The sequence below is a fragment of the Pseudomonas corrugata genome (assembly GCF_001269905.1).
Taxonomy (GTDB): Bacteria; Pseudomonadota; Gammaproteobacteria; order Pseudomonadales; family Pseudomonadaceae; genus Aquipseudomonas; species Aquipseudomonas corrugata.
Map to the genome: position 1 here is coordinate 80569 of NZ_LHVK01000025.1, position 24304 is coordinate 104872.

Consider the following 24304-nt stretch of genomic DNA (forward strand, 5'->3'; position numbering starts at 1 on the left):
CTCCGTCACTGCCCCTCAGTGATCGGGTTTAGTCGCCCGTGGCTTTCAGCTGGTTCATAAGCTCCGTCCAGTCAGGTATTCAACCTGCACTTGATGGTGGTTGTGCGCAGGGCGCCCTCGGGCGCGCCGGTAATGCTGAACTCCCCGGTCGACTAACCTGCGTACAGCCGCCTCCCTTCGTTTAGTCGCGAAGCCGTTGCGGTGGCGAGGAGGGTTTAGCGAAACGTCACACCACTGCGCTTTGTGGGGGCAAGGCTTGCCCGCGATGAACGCGACTCGGTTCCAAGATAAACCGCGTCGGCTTCATCGCGGGCAAGCCTTGCTCCCACAGTGTCGACTCAACCCAATGGGGAATAAATCTTCTCGCCACAAATATTCACTAGCTATTGGAGTCTTTGAAGGTAGTCCCATGGCCCTCACACGAAACTACAAACACACGATTGTCGAACGCGCCAGGCGTGACCCTGAGTTTGCTCAGCTACTGTTGGAGGAGGCGCCCTCAATGACCGGAACATTCACACGCTTCGATGCTGCTATTTATCTCAAAACGCCTGAGGAAATGACCGCGTATCTGGATGCCTGTTTCGACGAGGACGATGGCGACGCCGTACTGGTACGAGCGGCTCTCGACGATATCGCTCGAGCAAAAGACATGACGCCAATTGCCCTCGATGCGGATGGTGACCAATTGAACGTCGACTGATATCTCGCCACGACAGCGCTCATCTGGCGATCTGTTGCTATTGTTAACCCCAGCCCTGCGACCCTACACCGCACATGGCTTTTTTACTTCCAGCCTGCGATCAGGCTAAATACCGCCACCTGATCGCCCAACCGAGCGGATTCGCCCATGTCCCGACAACGGCTTGCATTTGCCTGGATCGCCTGCTTCGCAGTGCTGTTCAACATGCTTGCCATGCCGCTTTCCGGCAGCGGGGCAGTGCAGAAGAACGCGCCGGTCGAGCAGCTGTTGTGGGGCAGTTTCTGTTCCTCCAGTGGCACGAAGCTGGTGGCGATTTCCCTGGGCAAGCTCGAACAGGGCACGCCCCGCAACGACGACCATTCGACCATGCAGCATTGCTGGTGCTGCGCAGGCTCGGCGTCGTTGGTGGCGCTCACTGGACAGGCTCCGCGGCTGTATCTGACTCCACAGCCTGCCCATCACGGCCTTGTCCACTTGGCGTTCGACAGCCCCACGCCACGCCAGCAATGGCCGAGCCTCAACCCCCGCGCCTCGCCTCTGGTCTGATTCCCACCGCATAAAAACAATTGCGTCCTGAATCGTTCCGGAGAATCACCCATGTTGAACAGACTTATCCTGCTGGCTGCCCTGCTGCTTCCCGTCGGCTTCGCTCACGCTCATCAGTACAAGGTCGGCGACCTTGAGATCGCCCATCCCTGGTCCCAGGAACTGCCGCCCAACGCCCCTACCGTGGCTGCTTATTTCGTGATCCACAATACGGGCTCAAAGACGGACAAACTGCTCAGCGTCGACACGCCGATTGCCGGCAAGGCCGAGCTCCACGAACACGTGAAGCAGGACGACCTGATGAAGATGCAACCCGTGCCTGTGGTTGCGATTGCTCCTGGCGCTACCGTCACTTTTGCCCCCATGGCTTACCACGTCATGCTGCTGGACCTGAAGGACCGCAGCCTGCTGAGCGACGGCAAGCGCTTCGCCATGACTCTGCATTTCGAGAAAGCCGGGGATGTCACGGTCGACGTTGCGGTGCAGAAAAAAGCCCCCGAAGGCACCATGACCGAAGCCCACATGCACTGATAGCTGCCCATGGGTCTTCCCCGCGCCAGGCCTGACATGCCCCGCCGCCAGCCGATGAGCCTGGCACGCGGCAGCTGGATCAGCCTGTTCGCCATGCTGATGATCTTTGTCGGTCCACTGATTTCTCAGTCGATGCCGATGGATCAGCACATGCCTGCGTCCATGACGATGAGCATGGACATGTCCGCAGGAGCTCTTGCCGGACATGAGGCAACGACAGCCGAACACTGCCCGCCCCAGAACGGGCATCACGCGCTGTGGGAGAAGTGTGGCTATTGCAGCCTGCTGTTCAACTGTCCGGCTTTGCCCGGAGAGCAGTCCCTCGCCTTTTTCGACACCCCAACGGCCAACACCTACACCACTCCGTCCCCGCGCCTGGGTCATGCCCGGCCGTCCTTCTTCCCTGGTGCCCGTACCCGCGCACCGCCCCTCGACGCGTAAGCCCGACACTTACCAACCCGGTCGCACAAGACAGCCCAGGCTGCCCGACCGTGTCGTCTACGTCTGTTCGATGGAATTATCATGTCCAGGTTTCCTGCCGGCATCGCTTTGGGTACTGCCCAGGCCAGTTGCCCTCCAAATGAGGCTCGGGTGCGTTTTCACCCTGCCGTCGCCGCCGTCTGCGGCCTGTTGCTCACGTCTCATGCGCTGGCCGATGAGCACGACCATCATGAAAGCCAAGTCGAGGAACTGAGCCCGACGGTCATCACCGCCATCGCGCCCAGCTCCCCTCTGACCGTGGTCACCAACCCCAAGGACCCGCGCCAACCGGTCCCGGCCAGTGACGGCGGTGACTACCTCAAGACCATTCCCGGCTTCGCCCTGGTGCGCAACGGCGGCACCAATGGCGATCCGGTGCTGCGAGGCATGTTCGGCTCGCGACTGAATATCCTCACCAACGGCAGCACGCTGCTGGGCGCCTGCCCCGGCCGGATGGATGCGCCCACCTCCTACATCTCACCGGAAACCTACGATCAGCTCACGGTGATCAAGGGCCCGCAAACCGTGCTGTGGGGCCCGGGAGCGTCGGCCGGAACCATCCTGTTCGACCGCAAGCCGGAACAGTTCGGCGAGTTGGGCACAAGGGTCAACGCCAGTGTGCTGGCCGGCTCCAACGGTCGTTTCGACAAAGTGCTGGACGCTGCTGCGGGCGGGTCGTTGGGCTACGTACGAGTGATCGGCAACACCGCTCATTCGGACGATTACCGCGATGGCAACAACGACACGGTGCCGTCGCGCTACGACAAGTGGAACGGTGACGTCACCCTTGGCTGGACGCCGGATACCGATACGCTGCTGGAGCTGACCGCCGGCAAGGGCGACGGCGAGGCGCGCTATGCCGGGCGAGGCATGGACGGCGCACAGTTCAAGCGTGAAAGCCTAGGGCTGCGTTTCGAACGGTCGAATCTCGGCGAGGTGCTGGATAAGATCGAGGCACAGGTCTACTACAACTACGCCGACCATGTGATGGACAACTACACGCTGCGCACCCCCTCGGGCACCGGGATGATGGCCGGGCCCATGGCGTCCAACGTCGACCGACGCACACTCGGCGCGCGTATCAAGGCCACCTGGCGCTGGGCCGATGTGCAGTTGATCAGCGGCCTGGATGCCCAGACCAACGAACATCGCCAACGCAGCAGCATGGGCGTCGACACCTACAAGGAACTGCCGCGCACCAAGGATGCCGACTTTCACAACTACGGTGTTTTCGGTGAACTGACCTGGTACGCAGCCGACCGCGACAGGCTGGTCACCGGCGCCCGTCTCGACCGGGCTTCGGCCAAGGATTACCGGCAGAGCATAGGCTCCGGCATGATGGTTCAGCCCAACCCCACTGCCGACGAGACCCGCGCCGATACCCTGCCCAGCGGTTTCGTCCGCTACGAACACGACCTGGCCGACAGCCCCACGACGGTTTATGCCGGCCTGGGCCACGCGCAACGCTTCCCTGACTACTGGGAGCTGTTCTCGCCGGATGACGGACCCACCAGCTCGCTGAATGCCTTCGATTCGATCAAGCCGGAAAAAACCACCCAGCTCGACTTCGGCCTGCAGTACGAGACCGAAACCCTCGAAGCCTGGGCCTCGGGTTATGTCGGGCAGGTGCGCGACTACATCCTGTTCGACTACACGCCCGGCATGATGGGCAGTACCTCCCGGGCCGAAAACATCGACGCACGGATCATGGGCGGCGAATTGGGGGCGGCCTACCAACTGACTGAACGCTGGAAGGCCGACGCCACCCTGGCCTATGCCTGGGGCAAGAACAGCAGCGACGGCAGTGCCCTGGCACAGATGCCGCCGCTGGATGCGCGCCTGGGCCTGACCTACAGCGCCGACCGCTGGAGCGCCGGAGCCTTGTGGCGCGTGGTGGCGGCGCAGCACCGGGTCGATGAGAACAGGGGCAACGTGGTGGGCAAGGACTACGGCACGAGCTCGGGCTTCGGGGTCTTCTCCCTCAACGGCGCCTATCGCATCAACACGCATTGGAAGGTCAGCAGCGGCGTCGACAACCTGTTCGGCAAAGCCTACACGGAACACTTGAACCTGGCCGGCAACGCCGGATTCGGCTATCCGGCCAGTGATCCCCAAGCCATCAACGAACCGGGGCGCACGCTCTGGACCAAGGTGGACATGAGTTTCTGACAACATCGCGGGCAAGCCTCGCTCCCACAGGCACTACCCAACCCTGTGGGAGCAAGGCTTGCCCGCGCTCGGTCGCACAGCGACTACATAACAAACACATTTGCCAAGCGGAGCGCTTTTCGATGAGCCAACCGAAACCGAATTTCTACAACCTGGCCTGGCGCTGGCATTTCTATGCCGGGCTGTTCGTCGCGCCGTTCATGGTGATGCTGGCCTTGACCGGCATCATTTACCTATTCAAACCGCAACTCGATCCACTGATGTACGGCAGCCTGCTGAACGTACCGCCCGGTCATCACACGATGGCCGCGGACGACTTGCTCCAGAAGGTTCGCCAGGCCTACCCCGAAGCGCGGGTCAAACAGTACCTGCCACCGGCAGACGCCGAGCGCAGCGCACAGTTCGTGGTGATCGACAAAGGTCGGGAGCTGAACGTCTTCATCGATCCCTATCACGGTGACGTCCTCGGCGAACAGGACGCCAAGAACAACTTGCAAGCCATGGCCAGGGCGATCCACGGCGAACTGCTGATCGGCACCGTCGGTGATCGGCTGGTGGAAATGGCCGCCGGCTGGGGCGTGGTGCTGGTGGTGTCGGGGCTGTACCTGTGGTGGCCTCGCGGGCAATCCTCGGCCGGGGTCCTGTGGCCGCGCTGGAGCGCTCGCGGTCGGCTGTTCTGGCGCGATTTGCATGTGGTCATCGGCTTCTGGGGCGCGGCGTTGCTGCTGGTGATGCTGCTCAGCGGCATGACCTGGACCGGCTTCTGGGGCAAACAATACGCCGAGCTCTGGAATCGCTTCCCGGCCGCAATGTGGAACGACGTGCCCAAGTCCGACGTCGACGCCGGCAGCCTCAACAGTGCCCACCGCCAGACCGTGCCCTGGGCCATGGAGAATACGCCGATGCCGATGTCCGGCGATCACGCCGAGCACATGGCCCACGGTGGCATGCATGAGGGCCCCGCGGCGCCGACCATCAGCCTGCAAGCGGTGCAGGACATCGCCGCCGGACACAAGGTCACGCCGGGCTACAGCATCACCCTGCCGACCACAGCCACGGGAGTGTTCACCATTGCCGTGTTCGCCGACGATCCGCGCAATGACGCCACCCTCCACGTGGACCAGTACACCGGCAAGGTCCTGGCCGATGTGCGCTGGGCCGATTACAGCGTCGTCGCCCGCGCCACCGAAACCGGCGTCATGTTGCACGAAGGCAAGATGTTCGGCCCGGCGAATCAGATCATCGTGCTGCTGATCTGCCTGATGATCCTTCTCAGCGCTGTGAGCGGCGTGGTGATCTGGTGGAAGCGCCGGCCACAAGGCAGGCTCGGTGTACCGCCCATGCGTCACGACCTGCCGACGTGGAAGACCGGGGTCTTCATCATGCTGATCCTGGCGGTGGTGTTTCCGTTGGTGGGGGCGTCGCTGGCGGTGGTATGGATGATCGACCGCCTGTTGATTTCGCGCAGGGCCCAAGGCATTCGCGGCGATGCAATGTCCTGAGTAATGGGGCGACTGGGTCGCGAGGCTTCGACGGTCAAGGTCGGAACAGATCGCCACAGGACTGCGACTGGAGGACGCCATTGCAGACGTGAAAATGTTTCACGTCGTCAACACTGGCGTCTTCGATCTCGTTGGGCGTGCCTCCGCCGTAGGCATTCCTGCAGGTCACCGTGATCCGGCACCGCCCGTTGCCCTGAGGCTCGCTCATCGCCCGGGGCGGGCGTCCGGCGTCCATCGCACTCACCGTTGCCTTGCAACTGGAGCTGATCGGGTTATCCCTCCATGCTTGCTCACAGGGAGGCCCGGAAGCGCCGGCCAAGCGAATGGCAATACACCCAAAGACCAGTGCGCCAATAGAAGTCACAAGCTGGGTCGTGGTCATTGAGTTTCTTCCCTTTAGTGGGAACAAGCAGGCTAACCTGCGTCGCCCCCTGGGGCTACTGTCAGGTCTGACAGGTCTGCGTCCATTCGGTTGGCTTGCCTGGGGAGTTGTTGGACACACCGGCCTGAGGAGGTTTCATTTTCATGCTGAAGACAGTGCGTTAACGGAAGGCGGCGCGAAACCTCTACAATCGCGCCCGCTGCCGAACTGTAGACATAACCCACAGGGATTGTGTCTTAACCCGATCATTTGAGTACACGCATGACCTCGCTGACCCTCTCCCACCTCGCCTGGACACCCCTGGGCCACGGTCACTGCCATCACCAGTTCCAACTGCGTGACGCCTCGTTGCAGGTGGCGGCCGGGGAGTTCGTCGGGTTGATCGGGCCCAACGGCAGTGGCAAGACCAGCCTGCTGCGTTGCGCCTATCGGTTCAACCCGCCGGAGAGCGGTGAGGTGAAACTCGACCACCACAACGTCTGGCGTCAGTCATCGCGCTGGTGCGCACAACGTATCGCCGTGGTACTGCAGGAGTTTCCCGACGCCTTTGGCCTGACGGTCGAGGAAGTGGTCGCCATGGGCCGCACGCCCCACAAGGGCCTGTTCGATGGCGATAACCACGAGGACCGGCGCCTGGTCATCCAGGCCCTGGAAGCGGCAGGGCTGCAAGGTTTTGGCGAACATGCCTTCGCTACCCTCTCGGGCGGTGAAAAACAGCGGGTGATCCTGGCCCGCGCCCTGGCCCAGCAACCGCAACTGCTGATCCTCGACGAGCCGACCAATCACCTCGACCCGCGCTATCAACTCGAACTGCTGCAACTGATCAAGCGCCTGGGGATCGGTACCCTCGCCAGCATCCACGACCTGAACCTGGCGGCCGCCTTCTGTGACCGGCTCTACGTCATCGAACACGGCCGCATCGTCGCCAGTGGCCCCCCCAAGGATGTGCTGACGGCCGCGCTGCTGCATGAAGTCTTCGGCGTCGAAGCCCTGGTGGATGAACATCCCCTCGCCGGCTACCCACGAATCACCTGGATAACCCAACCATGACCCTGCGTTCCTTGCTGCTCCTGCCGCTGCTGCTGTGCAGCGCCCACGCCCTGGCCGAAGCCACCCGTTATCCTCTGACGATCCAGAGCTGCAACCGTCAGGTGGTGTTCAACAACGCCCCCCGGCATGCCGTCAGCCACGACATCAACATGACCCAGATGATGCTCGCCCTCGGGCTCAAATCACGCATGGTCGGCTACAGCGGCATCAGCGGCTGGAAATCGGTGACGCCGGAGATGGCGAAGATTCTCGATGGACTGCCGGAACTGGCGGCCAAATACCCCTCGGTGGAAACCCTGCTCAACGCCAACGTGGACTTCTTCTTCGCCGGCTGGGACTACGGCATGCGGGTGGGCGGTGACCTGACGCCACAGACCCTGCAACCGCTGGGTATCCCTGTTTACGAACTGACTGAATCCTGCGCGTTCGTGATGAAACGCCCGGCGGCTTCGCTGGAGGACACCTACAACGACCTGCGCAATCTCGGGAAGATTTTCGACGTCCAGGACCGCGCCAATGCACTGATCGCCACGATGCAGGCCCAGGTGACCGAAGTCCGCAAACACCTGCCGGCCGATCGGCCCCGGGTGTTCCTCTATGACAGCGGTGAAGACCGGGCCATGACTTCCGGTCGGCTGGGCATGCCCCAAGCCCTGATCGACGCGGCGGGCGGGCGCAACATCCTGGATGACGTGGAAACCAGCTGGACCCGGGTGAACTGGGAAAACGTGGTTGAGCGCAACCCGGAGGTCATCGTGATCGTCGATTACGGCGAAGTCAGCGCCGAGCAGAAACAGCAGTTCCTGCTGGACAACCCGGCCTTGCAATCGGTGGATGCGATCAGAGACCGGCGCTTCATCGTGATTCCCTACGTCCAGGCCACGCCAGGTATCGATAATGTGGTGGCGGTACAGACCCTGGCGAAGGGTTTTCACGACCGATGAACCCTCGTCGCTATGCCGGACTGCTGGCCTTCCTCGGTGCGCTGATGCTGATCTCGTGCGTGGTGTCCCTGGGCTTCGGGCCGGCGCGGGTGCCAGTGGCCGTGGTCTGGGACATTCTGCTGAACAAGGCCTTCGGCATGGGGGAGGTCTATTGGACGCCCGGCCAGGAACACATCGTCTGGCTGATCCGCGTGCCGCGCCTGCTGCTCGGGGCGCTGGTAGGCGCGGGGCTGGCGCTGATCGGCGCAGTGCTGCAAGCGGTCACCCGCAATCCGCTGGCCGATCCGCACCTGCTCGGAGTCACCTCGGGCGCGACCCTCGGGGCGGTCATCGTGGTGCTGCATGTCGGTGAGATCATCGGCCTGCTGACCCTGCCCCTCGCCGCGTTCATCGGCGCGTTGCTGAGCATGCTGCTGGTGCTGGCGATTGCCAGCCGCCAGGGTCGCCTGGAAAGTGATCGTCTGTTGCTGTGCGGCGTGGCGGTGTCATTCGTGATGATGGCGGCGGCCAACCTGCTGCTGTTCCTGGGTGACCATCGCGCCAGCTCCGCAGTGATGTTCTGGATGCTCGGCGGCCTGGGCCTGGCGCGCTGGGAACTGCTGGCAGTACCCGCCGCCAGTGTCCTGCTGGGACTGGTCCTGCTGCTGGGCATGGCTCGACCGCTGAACGCCCTGATGGCGGGCGAACAGACCGCCGTGACCCTGGGCCTGAACGCGGCGAAGGTGCGGCTGTGGATCTTCCTGATCGCGTCGCTGATGACCGGCGTGCTGGTGTCCATCAGCGGTTCGATCGGTTTCGTCGGGCTGATGGTGCCGCACATCGCCCGGCGCCTGGTGGGCGCCGAGCATCGTCGCTTGCTGCCGGCATGCGTACTGCTGGGCAGCCTGTTCCTGGTGTGGGTGGACGTGGCCGCCCGAACCCTGATCGCACCGGAGGACCTGCCGATTGGCGTGGCGACGGCAGCCATTGGCGGGCTGTTTTTCATCGGCCTGATGCGCCGGCGCTGAGCCCCCGAATCCTCTGTCCACAGTAGCCTCCTTGTGGGAGCGAGCCTGCTCGCGATAGCGGTGGATCAGTCCCATCGTCTCTGGCTGACCCACCGCTATCGCGAGCAGGCTCGCTCCCACATCAAGGCATTCGAGGCCTGCGATTTCTGCGCACCGATGTGGCGCATCTGATCGCACCAGCGCACAAGCGACGGTCGCTCGTGGTGCGTCACCCCGTCGTCCCCAGCGCGCCGCCCCCCACATTTCCCGGCCTTTCCACGACCGGGCACACCCCTTGCAAAAGCTCTTTTCAGCGTCTGCATCTGCCCTCGAAAAAAACACCAATTCACGGAGATCGCACCATGAAACGTCGTAGCTTGATCAAGGCTTTTACACTCTCGGCCAGCATTGCCGCGATGGGCATGGCCTGGACTGTCCAGGCTGCCGAAACCATTAAGGTCGGCATCCTGCATTCGCTGTCCGGGACCATGGCGATTTCCGAGACGTCCCTCAAGGACATGGCGCTGATGACCATCGACGAAATCAATGCCAAGGGCGGAGTGAACGGCAAGCAGCTCGAAGCGGTGGTCGTGGACCCGGCCTCGAACTGGCCACTGTTTGCGGAAAAAGGCCGGCAGTTGCTGACCCAGGACAAGGTCGCCGTGGTGTTCGGCTGCTGGACGTCGGTGTCGCGCAAATCGGTGCTGCCGGTGTTCGAAGAACTCAACGGCCTGCTGTTCTATCCGGTGCAATACGAAGGCGAAGAGATGTCGCCGAACGTGTTCTACACCGGCGCCGCACCGAACCAGCAGGCGATTCCGGCGGTGGAATACCTGATGAGCGAAGAAGGCGGCAGCGCCAAGCGCTATTTCCTGCTGGGCACCGACTACGTCTACCCGCGCACCACCAACAAGATCCTGCGGGCGTTCCTGCATTCCAAAGGTGTGGCGGACAAGGACATCGAAGAGGTCTATACCCCGTTCGGCCATAGCGACTACCAGACCATCGTGGCGAGCATCAAGAAGTTCTCGGCCGGCGGCAAGACTGCGGTCATCTCCACGGTCAACGGCGACTCCAACGTGCCGTTCTACAAGGAACTGGCCAACCAGGGCCTGAAAGCCACCGACGTACCGGTGGTGGCATTCTCGGTAGGCGAAGAAGAACTGCGCGGCATCGACACCAAACCGCTGGTGGGCAACCTGGCGGCATGGAACTACTTCGAATCGGTGGATAACCCGGCGAACAAGAAATTCGTCGATGCCTGGAAAGCCTACGCCAAGGCCAAGAACCTGCCGGGCGCCGACAAGGCCGTTACCAACGACCCGATGGAAGCCACCTACGTCGGTATCCACATGTGGGCCCAAGCGGCAGAAAAGGCCAAGTCCACCGACGTCGACAAGGTCCGCGAAGCCCTCGCCGGCCAGACCTTCGCCGCGCCGTCGGGCTACACCCTGACCATGGACAAGACCAACCACCACCTGCACAAGCCGGTGATGATCGGCGAGATCCAGGCCGATGGCCAGTTCAACGTGGTCTGGCAGACCGAGGGGCCGGTCCGTGCCCAGCCGTGGAGTCCGTTCATCGCCGGCAACGACAAGAAGCCCGACTATGCGGTGAAGGGTAACTGAGCCCATGGGTGTCGGCCCCGGATCCCGGGACCGACACACGACTCCTGTGGGAGCGAGCCTGCTCGCGATAGCGCTGGATCAGTCAGCGCAAACGTGACGGGTACGCCGCTATCGCGAGCAGGCTCGCTCCCACAAAAAGCACTGCGCAAGGCCGAGCATATGCCCACCGCCCTTTACCGTCTGATTCTCGCCCTAGTGTTGTTACTGCCACTGGGCGCCCACGCGGGCGACGCCGAAGACTTCGTCGCCGCCAACCCGACCCAGCAGGCCAAACTGCTGCAAACCTGGGCCGCGCAGCCCGAGCCCGCACGTGTCGAACTGCTCAACGCCTTGCAGCAAGGCCAGTTGACCGTCGACGGCCAGCCCAAGACCCTGCGCTTGAACAACCGCTTGCGTGGGCTGATCGAAACTGCGCTCGCCAGTCATCAACTGCTTGCCAGCGATCCCGGCATGCGCCTGGGTGCAGCGCAGCAGTTGCAAAGAAGCGCGCGTCCGGCGCAACTGGCTTTTCTCGACCGGCAACTGGCTGGCGAGCAAGACGAAGATGTCCACGCTGCCCTGAGCCTGGCCCTGGCAAACCTGCAACTGGTGGACGCCAATCCAAGCGTGCGCCTGGCGGCCGTCCGGTTGCTGGGGGAAACCGGCGACCCGCTGGCTCGTACCCGTCTCGAAGGCATGCTCGAACCAGGCGCCGAACCCGATACGGGCGTACGCACCGCCGCCGAAACCAGTCTCGCCCAAGTCAAACGCAAATTGCTGGTGGGCGAGTTGTTGGGCCAGGCGTTCAGTGGCATGTCCCTGGGCTCGATCCTGCTGCTCGCGGCCCTTGGCCTGGCCATCACCTTCGGCCTGCTGGGGGTGATCAACATGGCCCACGGCGAGATGCTGATGCTCGGCGCCTATTCCACCTACGTCGTGCAGATGCTGTTCCAGCGCTTCGCGCCGAATGCCATCGAGTTCTACCCGCTGATCGCCCTGCCGGTGGCATTCTTCATCACCGCCGCCATCGGCATGGCCCTGGAACGCACGGTGATCCGCCATCTCTACGGACGGCCACTGGAAACCCTGCTCGCCACCTGGGGCATCAGCCTGATGCTGATCCAACTGGTGCGCCTGGTATTCGGCGCGCAGAACGTCGAAGTGGCCAACCCGGCCTGGCTGTCGGGTGGGATCCAGGTGCTGCCGAATCTGGTGCTGCCGTACAACCGCATCGTCATCATCGCCTTCGCACTGTTCGTGGTGCTGCTGACCTGGTTGTTGCTGAACAAGACCCGTCTGGGCCTGAACGTGCGCGCCGTGACCCAGAACCGCAACATGGCGGCCTGCTGCGGGGTGCCCACCGGGCGCGTGGACATGCTCGCATTCGGCCTCGGCTCAGGCATCGCCGGGCTGGGCGGCGTGGCCCTGAGCCAGATCGGCAACGTCGGCCCGGACCTGGGCCAGAGCTACATCATCGATTCGTTTCTGGTGGTAGTGCTTGGCGGCGTCGGTCAGTTGGCCGGTAGCGTATCCGCCGCGTTCGGCCTGGGCATTGCCAACAAGATTCTCGAACCGCAGATAGGCGCCGTGCTCGGCAAGATCCTCATCCTCGCGCTGATCATTCTGTTCATCCAGAAGCGTCCGCAAGGCCTCTTCGCGCTCAAAGGACGGATAATCGACTGATGAACCAGCCCCTGATGCTCACGGCCACGCAAAAGGCCGGGCCTAAAGTCACCCTCGCCGTCGGCGTGCTGATCCTGGCCGTACTGCTGAGCCTGCCAGTGCTGTCGTTGCTGGCGGCGGACCATCCACTGCACGTCTCGGCCTATACCTTGACCTTGGTGGGCAAGATTCTCTGCTATGCCATCGTTGCCCTTGCGCTGGACCTGGTCTGGGGTTACGCCGGTTTGCTGTCCCTGGGCCACGGCCTGTTCTTCGCCCTGGGCGGCTACGCCATGGGCATGTACCTGATGCGCCAGGCGGCCGGTGATGGTTTGCCGGCGTTCATGACATTCCTGTCGTGGACCGAATTGCCCTGGTACTGGAGCGGCACCGACAGTTTCCTCTGGGCCTTGTGCCTGGTGGTCCTGGCGCCAGGGCTGTTGGCATTGATGTTCGGTTTCTTCGCCTTTCGCTCGCGGATCAAGGGTGTGTATTTCTCGATCATGACCCAGGCCCTGACATTCGCCGCAATGCTGCTGTTTTTCCGCAACGAAACCGGTTTCGGCGGCAACAACGGTTTCACCAACTTCCGCTCGATCCTGGGCTTCGGCATCACTGAACCCGGCACCCGCGCCGTGCTGTTCCTGCTCACCGTGCTGTTGCTGGTGACGAGCCTGTTCATCGGCTGGCGGCTGGCGCGCAGCAAGTTCGGCCGGGTGCTGACCGCTCTGCGGGACGCGGAGAACCGTCTGATGTTCTGCGGCTACGATCCACGGGGCTTCAAACTGTTCGTCTGGGTATTGAGCGCGGTCCTGTGCGGGCTGGCCGGGGCGTTGTATGTGCCTCAGGTGGGCATCATCAACCCCAGCGAGATGTCGCCGACCAACTCCATCGAGGCTGCCGTCTGGGTAGCGCTCGGCGGACGCGGCACCCTGATCGGCCCCCTGCTGGGCGCCGGCGTGGTCAACGGCATGAAGAGCTGGTTCACCGTGGCTTTCCCGGAATACTGGCTGTTTTTCCTGGGCGCGCTGTTCATCGTGGTGACCTTGTACCTGCCCAAGGGCGTGGTGGGTCTGCTGAAGAAACGAGGCGAACAATGAGAATCACAGCGAGTGCCGAATTCATGCTCGAGCCGGCTTTTTTCCCCACCGAACCCAACAAGGACGCCGGCAGCAGCCGCGACGCCATAGGCCTCGGCCGGGCTGCCGGCGCTGGCCTGAATACCCGTCATGGCACGATTCTGACCCTGGAAGACATCAGCGTCAGCTTCGACGGCTTCAAGGCCCTGAACGATCTGAACCTGTACATCGGTGTCGGCGAGCTGCGTTGCATCATCGGCCCCAACGGCGCGGGCAAGACCACACTGATGGACGTGATCACCGGCAAGACCCGCCCCAGCCACGGCAAGGCCTGGTTCGGCGAGACCCTCGACCTGACCGGCATGAGCGAAGTGCAGATCGCCCAGGCCGGCATCGGCCGCAAGTTCCAGAAGCCCACGGTGTTCGAAGCCCTGAGCGTGTTCGAGAACCTGGAACTGGCATTGAAAACCGACAAGTCGGTGTGGGCCAGCCTGCGGGCGAAACTGACCGGCGAGCAGCATGACCGCATCGGTGAAGTACTGGAGACCATCCGCCTCGTGCCATCGGTCAATCGCCCGGCCGGGCTGCTGTCCCACGGACAGAAGCAGTTCCTGGAGATCGGCATGCTGCTGGTCCAGGACCCGCAATTGCTGTTGCTCGACGAACCCGTGGCGGGCATGACCGACGCCGAAACCGACTTCACCGCCGAGCTGTTCAAATCCCTGGCGGGCAAGCATTCGCTGATGGTGGTGGAACATGACATGGGTTTCGTCGGCACCATCGCCGACCACGTCACCGTCCTGCATCAGGGCAGCGTGTTGGCCGAAGGGTCGCTGGAACAGGTCCAGGACAATGAGCGGGTGATCGAGGTGTACCTCGGTCGGTAGAGCTGTGAACACATTACCTCTATGGAAGAGGGCCTGTGGGAGCAAAGTTTGCTCGCGACGAACGATAACGCGGTCTTCTGCTAGACCGAGGTGCTGCTATCGCGAGCAAGCTTTGCTCCCACAGAAAGCCATTGCTCCACAGAGGATCTGAGGGGAATTCAAACCATGCTGCAAGTCGACAAGCTCCACCAATACTACGGCGGTAGCCACATCCTGCGGGGCCTGTCGTTTGACGTTAAGGTCGGCGAAGTGACGTGCCTGCTGGGCCGTAACGGCGTGGGCAAGACCACCCTGCTCAAATGCCTGATGGGGCTGCTGCCGGCCAGGGAGGGAGCGGTGAATTGGGAGGGCCAGCCGATCACCACCTTCAAGCCGCACCAGCGGGTCCACGCAGGCATCGCCTATGTGCCCCAGGGGCGGGAGATTTTCGGGCGGCTGACCGTGGAGGAAAACCTGCTGATGGGCCTGTCGCGTTTTCCCGCTTCCGAGGCGCGGGAGGTGCCGGCGTTCATCTACGAATTGTTCCCGGTATTGCAGCAGATGAAACAGCGCCGTGGCGGTGACCTGTCCGGCGGCCAGCAACAGCAGCTCGCCATTGGCCGGGCGTTGGCCAGCCGTCCACGACTGATGATCCTCGACGAGCCCACCGAAGGCATCCAACCGTCGGTCATCAAGGAAATTGGCGCGGTCATCAAGAAACTCGCGGCCCGGGGCGACATGGCGATTTTGCTGGTGGAGCAGTTCTACGACTTCGCCGCCGAGCTGGCCGATCAGTACCTGGTGATGTCCCGGGGCGAGATCGTGCAGCAGGGGCGCGGAGAAAACATGGAAGCCGAAGGTGTGCGCGGGCTGGTTACCATCTAGTCTGTAGCGTCCGGACAATAATCAGAAATCATGAATCTACCTCTCTCTGCACCTGCCCTGTTCACGCCCTGCTGGCACGCCGAGCTGGAGTTGGCTTATGCCCGCTTCGGCGACAGCACGCGCCCGGTCCAGCGCCGCCATACAGGTCCGCTGCGGGTGCAAAAACATTTGTATGCCGAAGGGCCCGAGGTGTGCCAACACATCATCGTCCACCCGCCCGGGGGCATTGCTGGCGGTGACCGATTGGATATCTCGGCTCGCGTCGGTTCCGGCGCCTGGGCACAGTTGACCAGCCCCGGCGCCGCCAAGTGGTACCGCGCCACGGCGCCTGCCTATCAGCAACTGAGGCTGAGCGTCGCAGCCGGGGCAACACTGGAGTGGCTGCCCCAGGAAACCATTGTATTCAGCGCCGCCCAGGCCGAACTCGACACCTCCATTGATCTGCAGGGCGACGGGCGCCTGTTTTATTGGGACATGGTTGCCCTCGGCCGCCCCGCCAGCGGCGAGCGCTTCGACCTGGGACACTTTCAATCGCGGCTGGACATTCGCCGCGACGGGCAGTTGTTGTGGCATGAGCGCCAGCGCATCGTCGGTGGCGACGGTTTGCTGGACTCACCTATCGGGCTGGACGGCGACCCGGTGTTTGCGACGTTGCTGGTGACCGGAGAGATCGACGGCGAACTGCTGGACCGGTGCCGATCCCTGGCCCACGCCGTGCGTGGCGACCTGACACAATTGCCTGGGCTGGTGGTGGCGCGGTGCCTGGCGAGCGAGGCCTTGCTGGCGCGGGGATGGCTGGTTGAGTTGTGGCGACTGCTGCGCCCGGCGTTGCTGGGTCGAGAAGCCGTGCCACCGAGAATCTGGAGCACATGAATTGCTTTTCTGTGGGAGTAGTGAGTTCTGTGGGAGCAAAGCTTGCTCGCGATGCAGGCGCCTCGACACAGAAGAAGACCGCGTTATTGTTTATCGCGAGCAAGCTTTGCTCCCACGGGTTCCCATCCAAGGGTTGAGCTCAGCGCGAATTATTTATCTGCCTTTTATGGACTGCACATGGACCTGACCCCACGCGAAAAAGACAAGCTGCTGATCTTCACCGCCGGCCTCGTCGCCGAGCGACGGCTGGCCCGTGGTTTGAAACTCAATTACCCGGAGGCCATGGCCTACATTTCCGCGGCCCTGCTCGAAGGCGCCCGCGACGGCCAGACCGTGGCCGAGCTGATGCATTACGGCACCACCCTGCTGAGCCGCGAACAGGTGATGGAAGGCATCCCGGAAATGATCCCGGAGATCCAGGTCGAGGCAACCTTTCCCGACGGCACCAAGCTGGTCACCGTCCACCAGCCGATCGCCTGAGGAACGTGCCATGACGTATCGGATTCGTGACGCGCACCCGGCGGACCTGCCCGCCATCCGCGACATCTACAACGACGCCGTGCTCAACACCACGGCGATCTGGAACGAACAGGCCGTGGACCTGGGCAACCGCCAGGCCTGGTTCGATGCGCGGCAGGTCCAGGGCTACCCGGTGCTGGTGATCGTCGACGGCGAAGAACATGTACTCGGCTATGCTGCCTTCGGCGACTGGCGCCCCTTCGACGGCTTCCGGCACACCGTGGAGCATTCGGTGTACGTGCGCAGCGACCAGCGTGGCAATGGCCTCGGTCCACGGTTGATGACGGCGTTGATCGAGCGCGCAAAGGCGTGTGGCAAACACGTCATGGTCGCCGCCATCGAAAGCGGCAATGCGGCTTCGATTCGCTTGCACGAGCGGGCCGGTTTCGTCATCACCGGGCAGATGCCCCAGGTGGGGACCAAGTTCGGTCGCTGGCTGGACCTGACTTTCATGCAGTTGATCCTCAATCCAGGGGCGCCTGCACCTGTTTCCAACAAGGAGTGACATCAGATGAACGCCGCCCAGTTGCGTCGAGTCCACGCCGAAAGCTTTGCGCATTACCGCCAGGGCCTGATCGATCTGTTGCTCGACGCCGTGGGGTACGGCGCCAGTGTCGGATTCATGGCCGACCTCGATGGGGTCCAGGCCCGCGCCTACTTCGATGAAGTCCAGGCCAGTCTCAACCAGGGCAGCCTGTTGCTGTGGGTCGTGGTCAAGGACGAACAGGTGCAGGCCAGCGTCCAGCTCGCCCTCTGCCAGAAGCCCAACGGCCTGAACCGCGCCGAAGTGCAGAAACTGCTGGTCCGGGGCGAGGCCCGCCGGCGGGGCCTGGGCCAGCAGTTGATGAGTGCCCTGGAGCTCGGCGCCCGCCAGCACAAGCGTGGTCTGTTGTACCTCGACACCGAGGCCGGCTCCGAGGCCGAGGCGTTCTACCGCGCCATGGGCTACACCCGTGTCGGTGAACTGCCCGACTACTGCCAGAGCCCGGACGGGACGTACACCCCGACCGCCATCTACTACAAGCTTTTGGGACAACCGCAATGATTCCAGGCCAATACCAGGTCCAGCCCGGCGACATCGAACTCAACGTCGGTCGCCGCACCCTGAAACTGACCGTCGCCAACAGCGGTGACCGGCCGATCCAGGTCGGCTCGCACTATCACTTCTTCGAAACCAACGACGCCCTGACCTTCGACCGCGCCGCCAGCCGCGGCATGCGCCTGAACATCCCGGCCGGCACTGCCGTGCGCTTCGAGCCGGGGCAGAGCCGCGAGGTGGAACTGGTGGACCTGGCCGGGCATCGCCGGGTGTTCGGGTTTGCCGGGCGGGTCATGGGTGATCTGTAACCTGTGGGAGCAAGGCTTGCCCGCGATATAGGCGCCGCAGTGTCCTGTCAGGCCGCGGCATCGTTCATCGCCAGCAAGCGGTGCTCCCACAGGTTTAGCTTCATATTCCGACATTGAATTCCAAGGCAAGCACATGAAGATCTCGAGACAAGCCTACGCCGACATGTTCGGCCCCACCGTCGGTGACAAGGTCCGCCTGGCCGATACCGAGCTGTGGATCGAAGTGGAAAAGGATTTCACCACCTACGGTGAAGAAGTGAAGTTTGGCGGCGGCAAGGTGATTCGCGACGGCATGGGCCAGGGCCAGCTGCTGGCCGCGGAGGTGGTGGACACGTTGATCACCAACGCGCTGATCATCGACCACTGGGGCATCGTCAAGGCCGACGTCGGCCTCAAGGACGGGCGCATCGCGGCCATCGGCAAGGCCGGCAACCCGGACATCCAGCCCGATGTGACCATCGCCATCGGCGCCAGCACCGAAGTGATTGCCGGCGAAGGCATGATCCTCACGGCCGGCGGCGTCGACACCCACATCCACTTCATCTGCCCGCAGCAGATCGAAGAGGCCTTGATGAGCGGCGTCACCACCATGATCGGCGGCGGCACTGGCCCGGCGACCGGGACCAACGCCACCACCTGCACCTCCGGCCCATGGCACCTGGCGCGCATGCTCCAGGCCGCCGACGCTTTCCCGATGAACTTCGGCCTCACCGGCAAGGGTAACGCAAGCCTGCCGGAGCCATTGATCGAGCAGGTCAAGGCCGGTGCAATCGGCCTGAAGCTGCACGAAGACTGGGGCACCACCCCGGCAGCCATCGACAACTGCCTGAACGTGGCCGACCAGTACGACGTGCAGGTGGCGATCCACACCGACACCCTCAACGAGTCCGGCTTCGTGGAAACCACCCTGGGCGCCTTCAAGGGGCGCACCATCCACACCTACCACACCGAAGGCGCCGGCGGCGGTCATGCGCCGGACATCATCAAGGCCTGTGGTTTCCCTAACGTGTTGCCCAGCTCCACCAATCCGACACGACCGTTCACCCGCAACACCATCGACGAACACCTGGACATGCTGATGGTCTGTCACCACCTGGACCCGAGCATCGCCGAAGACGTGGCGTTCGCCGAAAGCCGTATCCGCCGCGAAACCATCGCCGCCGAAGACATCCTCCATGACCTCGGAGCGTTCTCGATGATCAGCTCCGACAGCCAGGCCATGGGCCGCGTCGGCGAAGTCATCCTCCGCACCTGGCAGACGGCGGACAAAATGAAGAAACAGCGTGGCGCCCTGCCCGGCGACGGCGAAGGCAACGACAACTTCCGTATCAAGCGCTACATCGCCAAATACACCATCAACCCGGCGATCACCCATGGCATCAGCCATGAAGTGGGCTCAATCGAGGTGGGCAAGTGGGCTGACCTAGTGCTGTGGCGCCCGGCGTTCTTCGGCGTCAAGCCGACGCTGATTCTTAAAGGCGGAGCGATTGCCGCGAGCCTGATGGGCGACGCCAACGCCTCGATCCCGACACCGCAACCGGTGCACTACCGACCGATGTTCGCAAGCTTCGGCGGCTCGCGACATGCCACCAGCCTGACCTTCATCAGCCAGGCGGCCGCCGATGCCGGTCTGCCGGAACAGTTGGGCCTGAAGAAAAGAATCGCCGTGGTCAAGGGTTGCCGGAATGTGCAGAAAACCGACCTGATCCACAACGACTACCTGCCGGACATCGACGTCGATCCACAGACCTATCAGGTCAAGGCCGACGGCGTGTTGCTGTGGTGCGAGCCGGCCGAGTCGCTGCCGATGGCGCAGCGGTATTTTCTGTTTTGATTGAGTGGCGAAGAAACTCCGTGGGAGCATAGCTTGCTCGCGATACAAGCAGCTCAACATCAGGGAAACCGCGTTGTATTTATCGCGGGCAAGCCTTGCTCCCACACCAAGCCTTGCTCCAACACCAGGCCTTGCTCCCACACAAAGCCTGCTCCCTTCGCCCAATGAACTGCATCACTCCACCAACCGCCCCAACCGCTGCTTGAGCATGCGGTTCTCGGTGCGCAGTTGCTGCACCTCCTCCAACAGATCCAACGCCAGGGCGACGCCTTCCCATTCCAGCTCCAACTCGCGGCGCAGCTTGGCGGCACGACGGGCCAGGACCAGCTCGTAGTCGGTGAAACGCCAGTCCGTCGGGGCCGACCCGTGGGGTTCGAGGATGCCATGGGCGACGATTTCTATCACATGGACATCCTGCAACGCGGCGGCCTCGCAGAACTCCGTCAGGCTCAGTTCAATGATCGGGTTGCTCATGGTGTGCTTCTCCCAATACCTTGACAGGGCAGGGCTGGCAAAGGCCCCGCCGTCAGAAATTCTCCCGTGGATCAAACGCGGCTTTCTTCGCCAGCTCTGCCCACAAAGCCTTGACCGTTTCGTCGTTGGACTTGGGCATCACGGCCTTGAGCTGGATGAACAAGTAGCCGCGCTCACCGGCCTTGTTGCGCAGGCCATGACCCTTGGCACGCATGCGCTGGCCGTTCTGGCTGCCGGCCGGGACCTTGAGGTTGATCTTGCCGGTGAGGGTCGGGACGGCCACCTCGGTGCCCAGCGCCAACTCCCAGGGCGCCAGCGGCAGGGTGATGATCAGGTCCTGGCCTTCGACATCGAATTTGGGGTGCGGGGCAAAGCGAATGGTCAGGTACAAGTCGCCATTGGCCCCGCCACCAATACCCGGCGCGCCTTGGCCCTTGAGGCGGATCCGCTCGCCGTCGGTCACGCCTGACGGGATCTTCACGTTCAGGCTTTTGCTGGTGTTGCTGACGTGCTGGCCCGCCGCGTTGTACTGCGGCACCTGGAAGCTGACCTTTTTCGACTCATTCGACAGGGCTTCTTCCAGGAAAATCGGTAATTCCATTTCCACGTCCTGCCCCCGACGGCCGGCGCTGCGACCTGACTGTGCGCCCCCGAATCCTGGCCCGCGATTGCCGAAGATCGAACTGAAGAAGTCTGAAAAATCCCCGGTATCCTGCCCCCCGAAACCACCGCGGCTCTGCCAGCCCGGGGGGCCCTGGAACGGCTGGCCATGCTGGCCATATCGACGCAGATCGTCGTATTCGGCGCGTTTGTCGGCGCTTTTCAGCGCTTCATAGGCTTCGGAGACATCCTTGAATTTGGTCTCGGCGTCTTTTTCCTTGCTGACATCCGGGTGGTATTTGCGCGCGAGTTTGCGATAGGCAGCCTTGATCGTGCTGTCGTCAGCCGTTGGTTCCACACCCAGGATCTTGTAATAGTCTTTGAAGTCCATCTAAGCATCACCACCCGTTATCGATGTCGCACCACCGTCCACAGCATGCCCGGATCAGCGGGCACCGGGTTGATCCATCTCAAGATTGGGACCTGGCGGCGCTTCAGAAGTTTATCGGCAACCGGTGGCGGTTCTTGTGTCCGCCCTGTGGCTGCCAGTCTCATGCCGACAAGTTTGGGGGTCCAACGCTGTCTTTCAAGGCTGAGAGTGCGAATTAGCGGATAACCGGCCTTCGAATCCGCGCCGCACTGGCATACACTGCGCGGCCGTTTTTTCAACCGGAACCTGAAAGACATGAAAAACGCATCCCCGGCCCGTGCCTGCGGCATCGACTTCGGCACGTCCAACTCCACCGTCGGCTGGCTGCGCCCCGGCATGGAAACGCTGATCGCGCTGGAGGACGACAAGATCACCCTGCCCTCGGTGGTGTTTTTCAATCTGGAGGAACGCCGTCCGGTCTACGGCCGGCTGGCGCTGCATGAGTACCTGGAAGGCTACGAAGGCCGGCTGATGCGCTCGCTCAAGAGCCTGCTGGGTTCCAAGCTGATCAAACACGACACCAGCGTGCTGGGCACAGCGATGCCGTTCAAGGACTTGCTCGGCCTGTTCATCGGCCAGTTGAAAAAACGCGCCGAGGCCACCGCCGGTCGGGAGTTCGAGGAAGTGGTGCTGGGTCGCCCGGTGTTTTTCGTCGATGACGATGAGCTGGCGGACCAGGAGGCCGAAAATACCTTGGTGGATGTGGCCCGCGCCATCGGCTTCAAGGAAGTCTCGTTCCAGTACGAACCCATCGCGGCGGCATTCGATTATGAATCGACCATCGAAAAAGAAGAGCTGGTGCTGATCGTCGACATCGGCGGCGGTACGTCGGACTTCTCCCTGGTGCGCCTGTCCCCTGAACGCCGTACCCACGACAACCGCCACGCCGATATCCTCGCCACCGGCGGCGTGCACATCGGCGGGACCGACTTCGACAAGCAACTGAGCTTGCAGGGCCTGATGCCGCTGTTCGGCTATGGCAGCCGAATGAAAAGCGGCGCCTACATGCCCACCAGCCACCACATGAACCTGGCGACCTGGCACACCATCAACGCAGTGTATGCGCAGAAATCCACTCTGGCCCTGAACAGCATGCGCTACGACATCGAAGACACCGGCGGCATCGACCGGCTGTTCAAGTTGATCGAACAGCGCGCCGGGCATTGGCTGGCGATGGAAGTGGAAGAAACCAAGATCCAGCTGACCCACGCCGACCAGCGCCATGTGGCCCTGGACCGGATCGAGCCGGGCTTGAGCGTGGACCTGAGCCGGGCGCTGTTCGAATCGGCTATCGACGGCCTGTTGGAACGGGTTCGCGCCAGCGTCACGCAACTGCTCAATGACGCCAATGTCGGCGTCGATCAGGTGGACACGGTGTTCTTCACCGGCGGCTCCAGTGGCATCCCGGCCCTGCGCAACAGCGTCTCGGCCATGCTGCCCAAGGCGCGGCACGTGGAAGGGAACATCTTCGGGAGCATCGGCAGCGGGTTGGCGATCGAGGCGATGAAGCGCTACGGGACCCAAGGCTGAGCAGCACAGCGGCGCGCCCTTCGCGAGCAAGCCCGCTCCCACAGTTGACCGGGTCTCTCAGGAGCAATGCGATCAAATGTGGGAGCGGGCTTGCTCGCGAAGGCGCCGGATCAGGCTACAAATCCGCCAGAATCAAACCATCCCCAACTGCTTCAACTCGCTCTTGAGATATGCATAGTAAATCGGCCCCGCCACCACCCCCGGCAGGCCGAACGCCGCTTCGAACACCAGCATCGCCATGAGCAGCTCCCAGGATTTGGCACTGATCTGTCCACCCACGATGCGGGCGTTGAGGAAGTATTCGAGCTTGTGGATCACGATCAGGTAACCCAGCGCCGCCACGGCAACCCAGACCGACAGTGACAGGCCGACGATGGTGATCAAGGTGTTGGACATCAGATTGCCGATGACCGGCAGCAACCCCAGCAGGAAGGTCATCACGATCAGGGTTTTGGTCAGCGGCAGCTTGATGCCGAACAACGGCAGCACCACTGCCAGGAAAATCCCGGTGAAAAAAGTGTTGAGCAGGGAAATCTTGATCTGGGCAAAGACAATGTTGCGGAACGCCTTGACCAACAGGTTCAGGCGATCGAACAGTGCCGCGGCCAGGGGCTTGCGCTTGGTCAGGTCGGGGACGCGCTGCAAGGCAATGATCGCTCCCAGCACCATGCCGATCAGCAATGTCACGAACATGTGGGCCGCGTCCTTGCCCACCAATTGCAGGTCACTCAGGTGCTTGCCCATCCAGTCGCTGATTGCCACCCGGAACTCGGCGGCGCTGGCCGGCAGGTAGGCGTCGATGAAGGGTGGCAACTGTCCACGGGCGCGGTCGACCACGGCCATGAACTTGTCCAGGGATGCACCGGGGTTTTCCACTTCATGCAGCAGGAAACTGATTGCGCCGGCGAAGATCAACGACAGGGCAGTCACCACCAGGGTGCCCAGCAACGCCACCGCGAGCCAGCGGGCACGCCGGCCTTCGATCAACCGCTGCAATTGCGGGGTGAGCATGTTGACCAGCTCGAACACCAGCAGCCCGGCCATAAGGCTTGGCAACAGGCGCAGCGGCAACACCAGCAACAACCCACCAAAAATGATCACCCAACTGATCACCAACAACACATGACGCTGAGAAAACGTTGGCATACAGCCTCAGAACAAAAACGGCGTGAAAGGATCGGCAGTCTGCCAGCCTTCCGCTGGCAGCACTAGGAATTGTATCGGCCGACGTTGGTCGGGGTTCAAGAGAGTTTTGCAGTGCCTGTGAGGGCCCTGTGGGAGCATGGCTTGCCCGCGACAGGGTCA

At 62.7% G+C, this 24304-nt stretch carries 24 protein-coding genes; 21 read left to right on the forward strand and 3 right to left on the reverse strand.

Features of this window, described 5'->3' with window-relative positions; genetic code table 11:
- Window positions 1-409 precede the first annotated feature (409 nt).
- The 20 genes from AD665_RS27950 to ureC all read left to right on the forward strand — a co-directional run bounded on the left by AD665_RS27950 (window position 410) and on the right by ureC (window position 19965).
- Window positions 410-703, forward strand: a complete 294-nt coding sequence (locus tag AD665_RS27950; RefSeq protein WP_231995002.1) for a helix-turn-helix domain-containing transcriptional regulator — start codon at window positions 410-412, stop codon at window positions 701-703.
- A gap of 147 nt (window positions 704-850) precedes the next feature.
- Complete coding sequence (locus AD665_RS24285; RefSeq protein ID WP_024779229.1) at window positions 851-1249, forward strand: DUF2946 domain-containing protein; 399 nt, start codon at window positions 851-853, stop codon at window positions 1247-1249.
- 51 nt (window positions 1250-1300) lie between these two features.
- On the forward strand, window positions 1301-1780 hold the full coding sequence (locus AD665_RS24290; protein WP_024779228.1) for a copper chaperone PCu(A)C: 480 nt from the start codon (window positions 1301-1303) through the stop codon (window positions 1778-1780).
- A gap of 54 nt (window positions 1781-1834) precedes the next feature.
- Entirely contained in the window at window positions 1835-2221 is a 387-nt protein-coding gene (locus AD665_RS24295; RefSeq protein ID WP_122319401.1) for a DUF2946 domain-containing protein, read from the forward strand.
- A gap of 81 nt (window positions 2222-2302) precedes the next feature.
- A complete protein-coding gene (locus AD665_RS24300; protein ID WP_053194208.1) occupies window positions 2303-4429 on the forward strand; it encodes a TonB-dependent copper receptor in 2127 nt (708 codons plus the stop codon).
- A gap of 122 nt (window positions 4430-4551) precedes the next feature.
- A complete protein-coding gene (locus AD665_RS24305; RefSeq protein WP_053194210.1) occupies window positions 4552-5931 on the forward strand; it encodes a PepSY-associated TM helix domain-containing protein in 1380 nt (459 codons plus the stop codon).
- 643 nt (window positions 5932-6574) lie between these two features.
- On the forward strand, window positions 6575-7363 hold the full coding sequence (locus AD665_RS24315; protein ID WP_024779223.1) for an ABC transporter ATP-binding protein: 789 nt from the start codon (window positions 6575-6577) through the stop codon (window positions 7361-7363).
- Window positions 7360-8307, forward strand: a complete 948-nt coding sequence (locus AD665_RS24320; RefSeq protein ID WP_024779222.1) for an ABC transporter substrate-binding protein — start codon at window positions 7360-7362, stop codon at window positions 8305-8307. The genes AD665_RS24315 and AD665_RS24320 overlap by 4 nt, the downstream gene beginning before the upstream one ends.
- Window positions 8304-9314, forward strand: coding sequence for a FecCD family ABC transporter permease (locus AD665_RS24325; protein ID WP_024779221.1), 1011 nt, complete (start codon window positions 8304-8306; stop codon window positions 9312-9314). Before AD665_RS24320 ends, AD665_RS24325 begins: the two co-directional genes overlap by 4 nt.
- Before the next feature lie 341 nt (window positions 9315-9655).
- Complete coding sequence (gene urtA / locus AD665_RS24330; protein WP_024779220.1) at window positions 9656-10921, forward strand: urea ABC transporter substrate-binding protein; 1266 nt, start codon at window positions 9656-9658, stop codon at window positions 10919-10921.
- 159 nt (window positions 10922-11080) lie between these two features.
- On the forward strand, window positions 11081-12583 hold the full coding sequence (gene urtB / locus AD665_RS24335) for an urea ABC transporter permease subunit UrtB (RefSeq protein WP_053194214.1): 1503 nt from the start codon (window positions 11081-11083) through the stop codon (window positions 12581-12583).
- A complete protein-coding gene (gene urtC / locus AD665_RS24340; protein WP_024779218.1) occupies window positions 12583-13662 on the forward strand; it encodes an urea ABC transporter permease subunit UrtC in 1080 nt (359 codons plus the stop codon). Before urtB ends, urtC begins: the two co-directional genes overlap by 1 nt.
- Entirely contained in the window at window positions 13659-14528 is an 870-nt protein-coding gene (urtD, locus tag AD665_RS24345) for an urea ABC transporter ATP-binding protein UrtD (protein ID WP_053194216.1), read from the forward strand. The genes urtC and urtD overlap by 4 nt, the downstream gene beginning before the upstream one ends.
- A gap of 165 nt (window positions 14529-14693) precedes the next feature.
- A complete protein-coding gene (gene urtE, locus AD665_RS24350) occupies window positions 14694-15392 on the forward strand; it encodes an urea ABC transporter ATP-binding subunit UrtE (RefSeq protein WP_053194218.1) in 699 nt (232 codons plus the stop codon).
- Between the two features lie 30 nt (window positions 15393-15422).
- Window positions 15423-16265, forward strand: coding sequence for an urease accessory protein UreD (locus AD665_RS24355; protein WP_053194220.1), 843 nt, complete (start codon window positions 15423-15425; stop codon window positions 16263-16265).
- Between the two features lie 177 nt (window positions 16266-16442).
- Window positions 16443-16745 (forward strand): urease subunit gamma, encoded by a 303-nt coding sequence (gene ureA / locus AD665_RS24360; protein WP_003197350.1) that lies wholly within the window; start codon window positions 16443-16445, stop codon window positions 16743-16745.
- A 10-nt stretch (window positions 16746-16755) separates the two neighbouring features.
- Window positions 16756-17289, forward strand: a complete 534-nt coding sequence (locus AD665_RS24365; RefSeq protein ID WP_024779214.1) for a GNAT family N-acetyltransferase — start codon at window positions 16756-16758, stop codon at window positions 17287-17289.
- 6 nt (window positions 17290-17295) lie between these two features.
- The gene (locus AD665_RS24370) at window positions 17296-17829 is read left to right on the forward strand and encodes a GNAT family N-acetyltransferase (protein ID WP_053194222.1); all 534 of its coding nucleotides are present in this window, start codon (window positions 17296-17298) and stop codon (window positions 17827-17829) included.
- Window positions 17826-18131 carry an urease subunit beta gene (locus tag AD665_RS24375; RefSeq protein WP_024779212.1) on the forward strand — a complete coding sequence of 102 codons (306 nt, stop codon included), beginning with the start codon at window positions 17826-17828 and terminating at the stop codon, window positions 18129-18131. Before AD665_RS24370 ends, AD665_RS24375 begins: the two co-directional genes overlap by 4 nt.
- A gap of 133 nt (window positions 18132-18264) precedes the next feature.
- Window positions 18265-19965, forward strand: a complete 1701-nt coding sequence (ureC, locus tag AD665_RS24380) for an urease subunit alpha (RefSeq protein ID WP_053194224.1) — start codon at window positions 18265-18267, stop codon at window positions 19963-19965.
- 174 nt (window positions 19966-20139) lie between these two features.
- Here ureC and AD665_RS24385 read toward each other — a convergent pair whose 3' ends face one another.
- The gene (locus AD665_RS24385; protein ID WP_024779210.1) at window positions 20140-20439 is read right to left on the reverse strand and encodes a chaperone modulator CbpM; all 300 of its coding nucleotides are present in this window, start codon (window positions 20437-20439) and stop codon (window positions 20140-20142) included.
- A gap of 52 nt (window positions 20440-20491) precedes the next feature.
- Complete coding sequence (locus tag AD665_RS24390) at window positions 20492-21430, reverse strand: DnaJ C-terminal domain-containing protein (protein ID WP_024779209.1); 939 nt, start codon at window positions 21428-21430, stop codon at window positions 20492-20494.
- A 294-nt stretch (window positions 21431-21724) separates the two neighbouring features.
- On the opposite strand from AD665_RS24390, the gene AD665_RS24395 reads away from it, so the two are divergent.
- A complete protein-coding gene (locus AD665_RS24395) occupies window positions 21725-22999 on the forward strand; it encodes an Hsp70 family protein (RefSeq protein ID WP_024779208.1) in 1275 nt (424 codons plus the stop codon).
- A 132-nt stretch (window positions 23000-23131) separates the two neighbouring features.
- Here AD665_RS24395 and AD665_RS24400 read toward each other — a convergent pair whose 3' ends face one another.
- Window positions 23132-24145 carry an AI-2E family transporter gene (locus AD665_RS24400; RefSeq protein ID WP_053194226.1) on the reverse strand — a complete coding sequence of 338 codons (1014 nt, stop codon included), beginning with the start codon at window positions 24143-24145 and terminating at the stop codon, window positions 23132-23134.
- Window positions 24146-24304 lie beyond the last annotated feature (159 nt).

Coding starts and splice junctions, on each gene's coding strand:
- AD665_RS27950 (WP_231995002.1), top strand. CDS start 410: ATGGCCCTCACACGAAACTACAAACACACGATTGTCGAACGCGCCAGG.
- AD665_RS24285 (WP_024779229.1), top strand. CDS start 851: ATGTCCCGACAACGGCTTGCATTTGCCTGGATCGCCTGCTTCGCAGTG.
- AD665_RS24290 (WP_024779228.1), top strand. CDS start 1,301: ATGTTGAACAGACTTATCCTGCTGGCTGCCCTGCTGCTTCCCGTCGGC.
- AD665_RS24295 (WP_122319401.1), top strand. CDS start 1,835: ATGAGCCTGGCACGCGGCAGCTGGATCAGCCTGTTCGCCATGCTGATG.
- AD665_RS24300 (WP_053194208.1), top strand. CDS start 2,303: ATGTCCAGGTTTCCTGCCGGCATCGCTTTGGGTACTGCCCAGGCCAGT.
- AD665_RS24305 (WP_053194210.1), top strand. CDS start 4,552: ATGAGCCAACCGAAACCGAATTTCTACAACCTGGCCTGGCGCTGGCAT.
- AD665_RS24315 (WP_024779223.1), top strand. CDS start 6,575: ATGACCTCGCTGACCCTCTCCCACCTCGCCTGGACACCCCTGGGCCAC.
- AD665_RS24320 (WP_024779222.1), top strand. CDS start 7,360: ATGACCCTGCGTTCCTTGCTGCTCCTGCCGCTGCTGCTGTGCAGCGCC.
- AD665_RS24325 (WP_024779221.1), top strand. CDS start 8,304: ATGAACCCTCGTCGCTATGCCGGACTGCTGGCCTTCCTCGGTGCGCTG.
- urtA (WP_024779220.1), top strand. CDS start 9,656: ATGAAACGTCGTAGCTTGATCAAGGCTTTTACACTCTCGGCCAGCATT.
- urtB (WP_053194214.1), top strand. CDS start 11,081: ATGCCCACCGCCCTTTACCGTCTGATTCTCGCCCTAGTGTTGTTACTG.
- urtC (WP_024779218.1), top strand. CDS start 12,583: ATGAACCAGCCCCTGATGCTCACGGCCACGCAAAAGGCCGGGCCTAAA.
- urtD (WP_053194216.1), top strand. CDS start 13,659: ATGAGAATCACAGCGAGTGCCGAATTCATGCTCGAGCCGGCTTTTTTC.
- urtE (WP_053194218.1), top strand. CDS start 14,694: ATGCTGCAAGTCGACAAGCTCCACCAATACTACGGCGGTAGCCACATC.
- AD665_RS24355 (WP_053194220.1), top strand. CDS start 15,423: ATGAATCTACCTCTCTCTGCACCTGCCCTGTTCACGCCCTGCTGGCAC.
- ureA (WP_003197350.1), top strand. CDS start 16,443: ATGGACCTGACCCCACGCGAAAAAGACAAGCTGCTGATCTTCACCGCC.
- AD665_RS24365 (WP_024779214.1), top strand. CDS start 16,756: ATGACGTATCGGATTCGTGACGCGCACCCGGCGGACCTGCCCGCCATC.
- AD665_RS24370 (WP_053194222.1), top strand. CDS start 17,296: ATGAACGCCGCCCAGTTGCGTCGAGTCCACGCCGAAAGCTTTGCGCAT.
- AD665_RS24375 (WP_024779212.1), top strand. CDS start 17,826: ATGATTCCAGGCCAATACCAGGTCCAGCCCGGCGACATCGAACTCAAC.
- ureC (WP_053194224.1), top strand. CDS start 18,265: ATGAAGATCTCGAGACAAGCCTACGCCGACATGTTCGGCCCCACCGTC.
- AD665_RS24385 (WP_024779210.1), bottom strand. CDS start 20,439: ATGAGCAACCCGATCATTGAACTGAGCCTGACGGAGTTCTGCGAGGCC.
- AD665_RS24390 (WP_024779209.1), bottom strand. CDS start 21,430: ATGGACTTCAAAGACTATTACAAGATCCTGGGTGTGGAACCAACGGCT.
- AD665_RS24395 (WP_024779208.1), top strand. CDS start 21,725: ATGAAAAACGCATCCCCGGCCCGTGCCTGCGGCATCGACTTCGGCACG.
- AD665_RS24400 (WP_053194226.1), bottom strand. CDS start 24,145: ATGCCAACGTTTTCTCAGCGTCATGTGTTGTTGGTGATCAGTTGGGTG.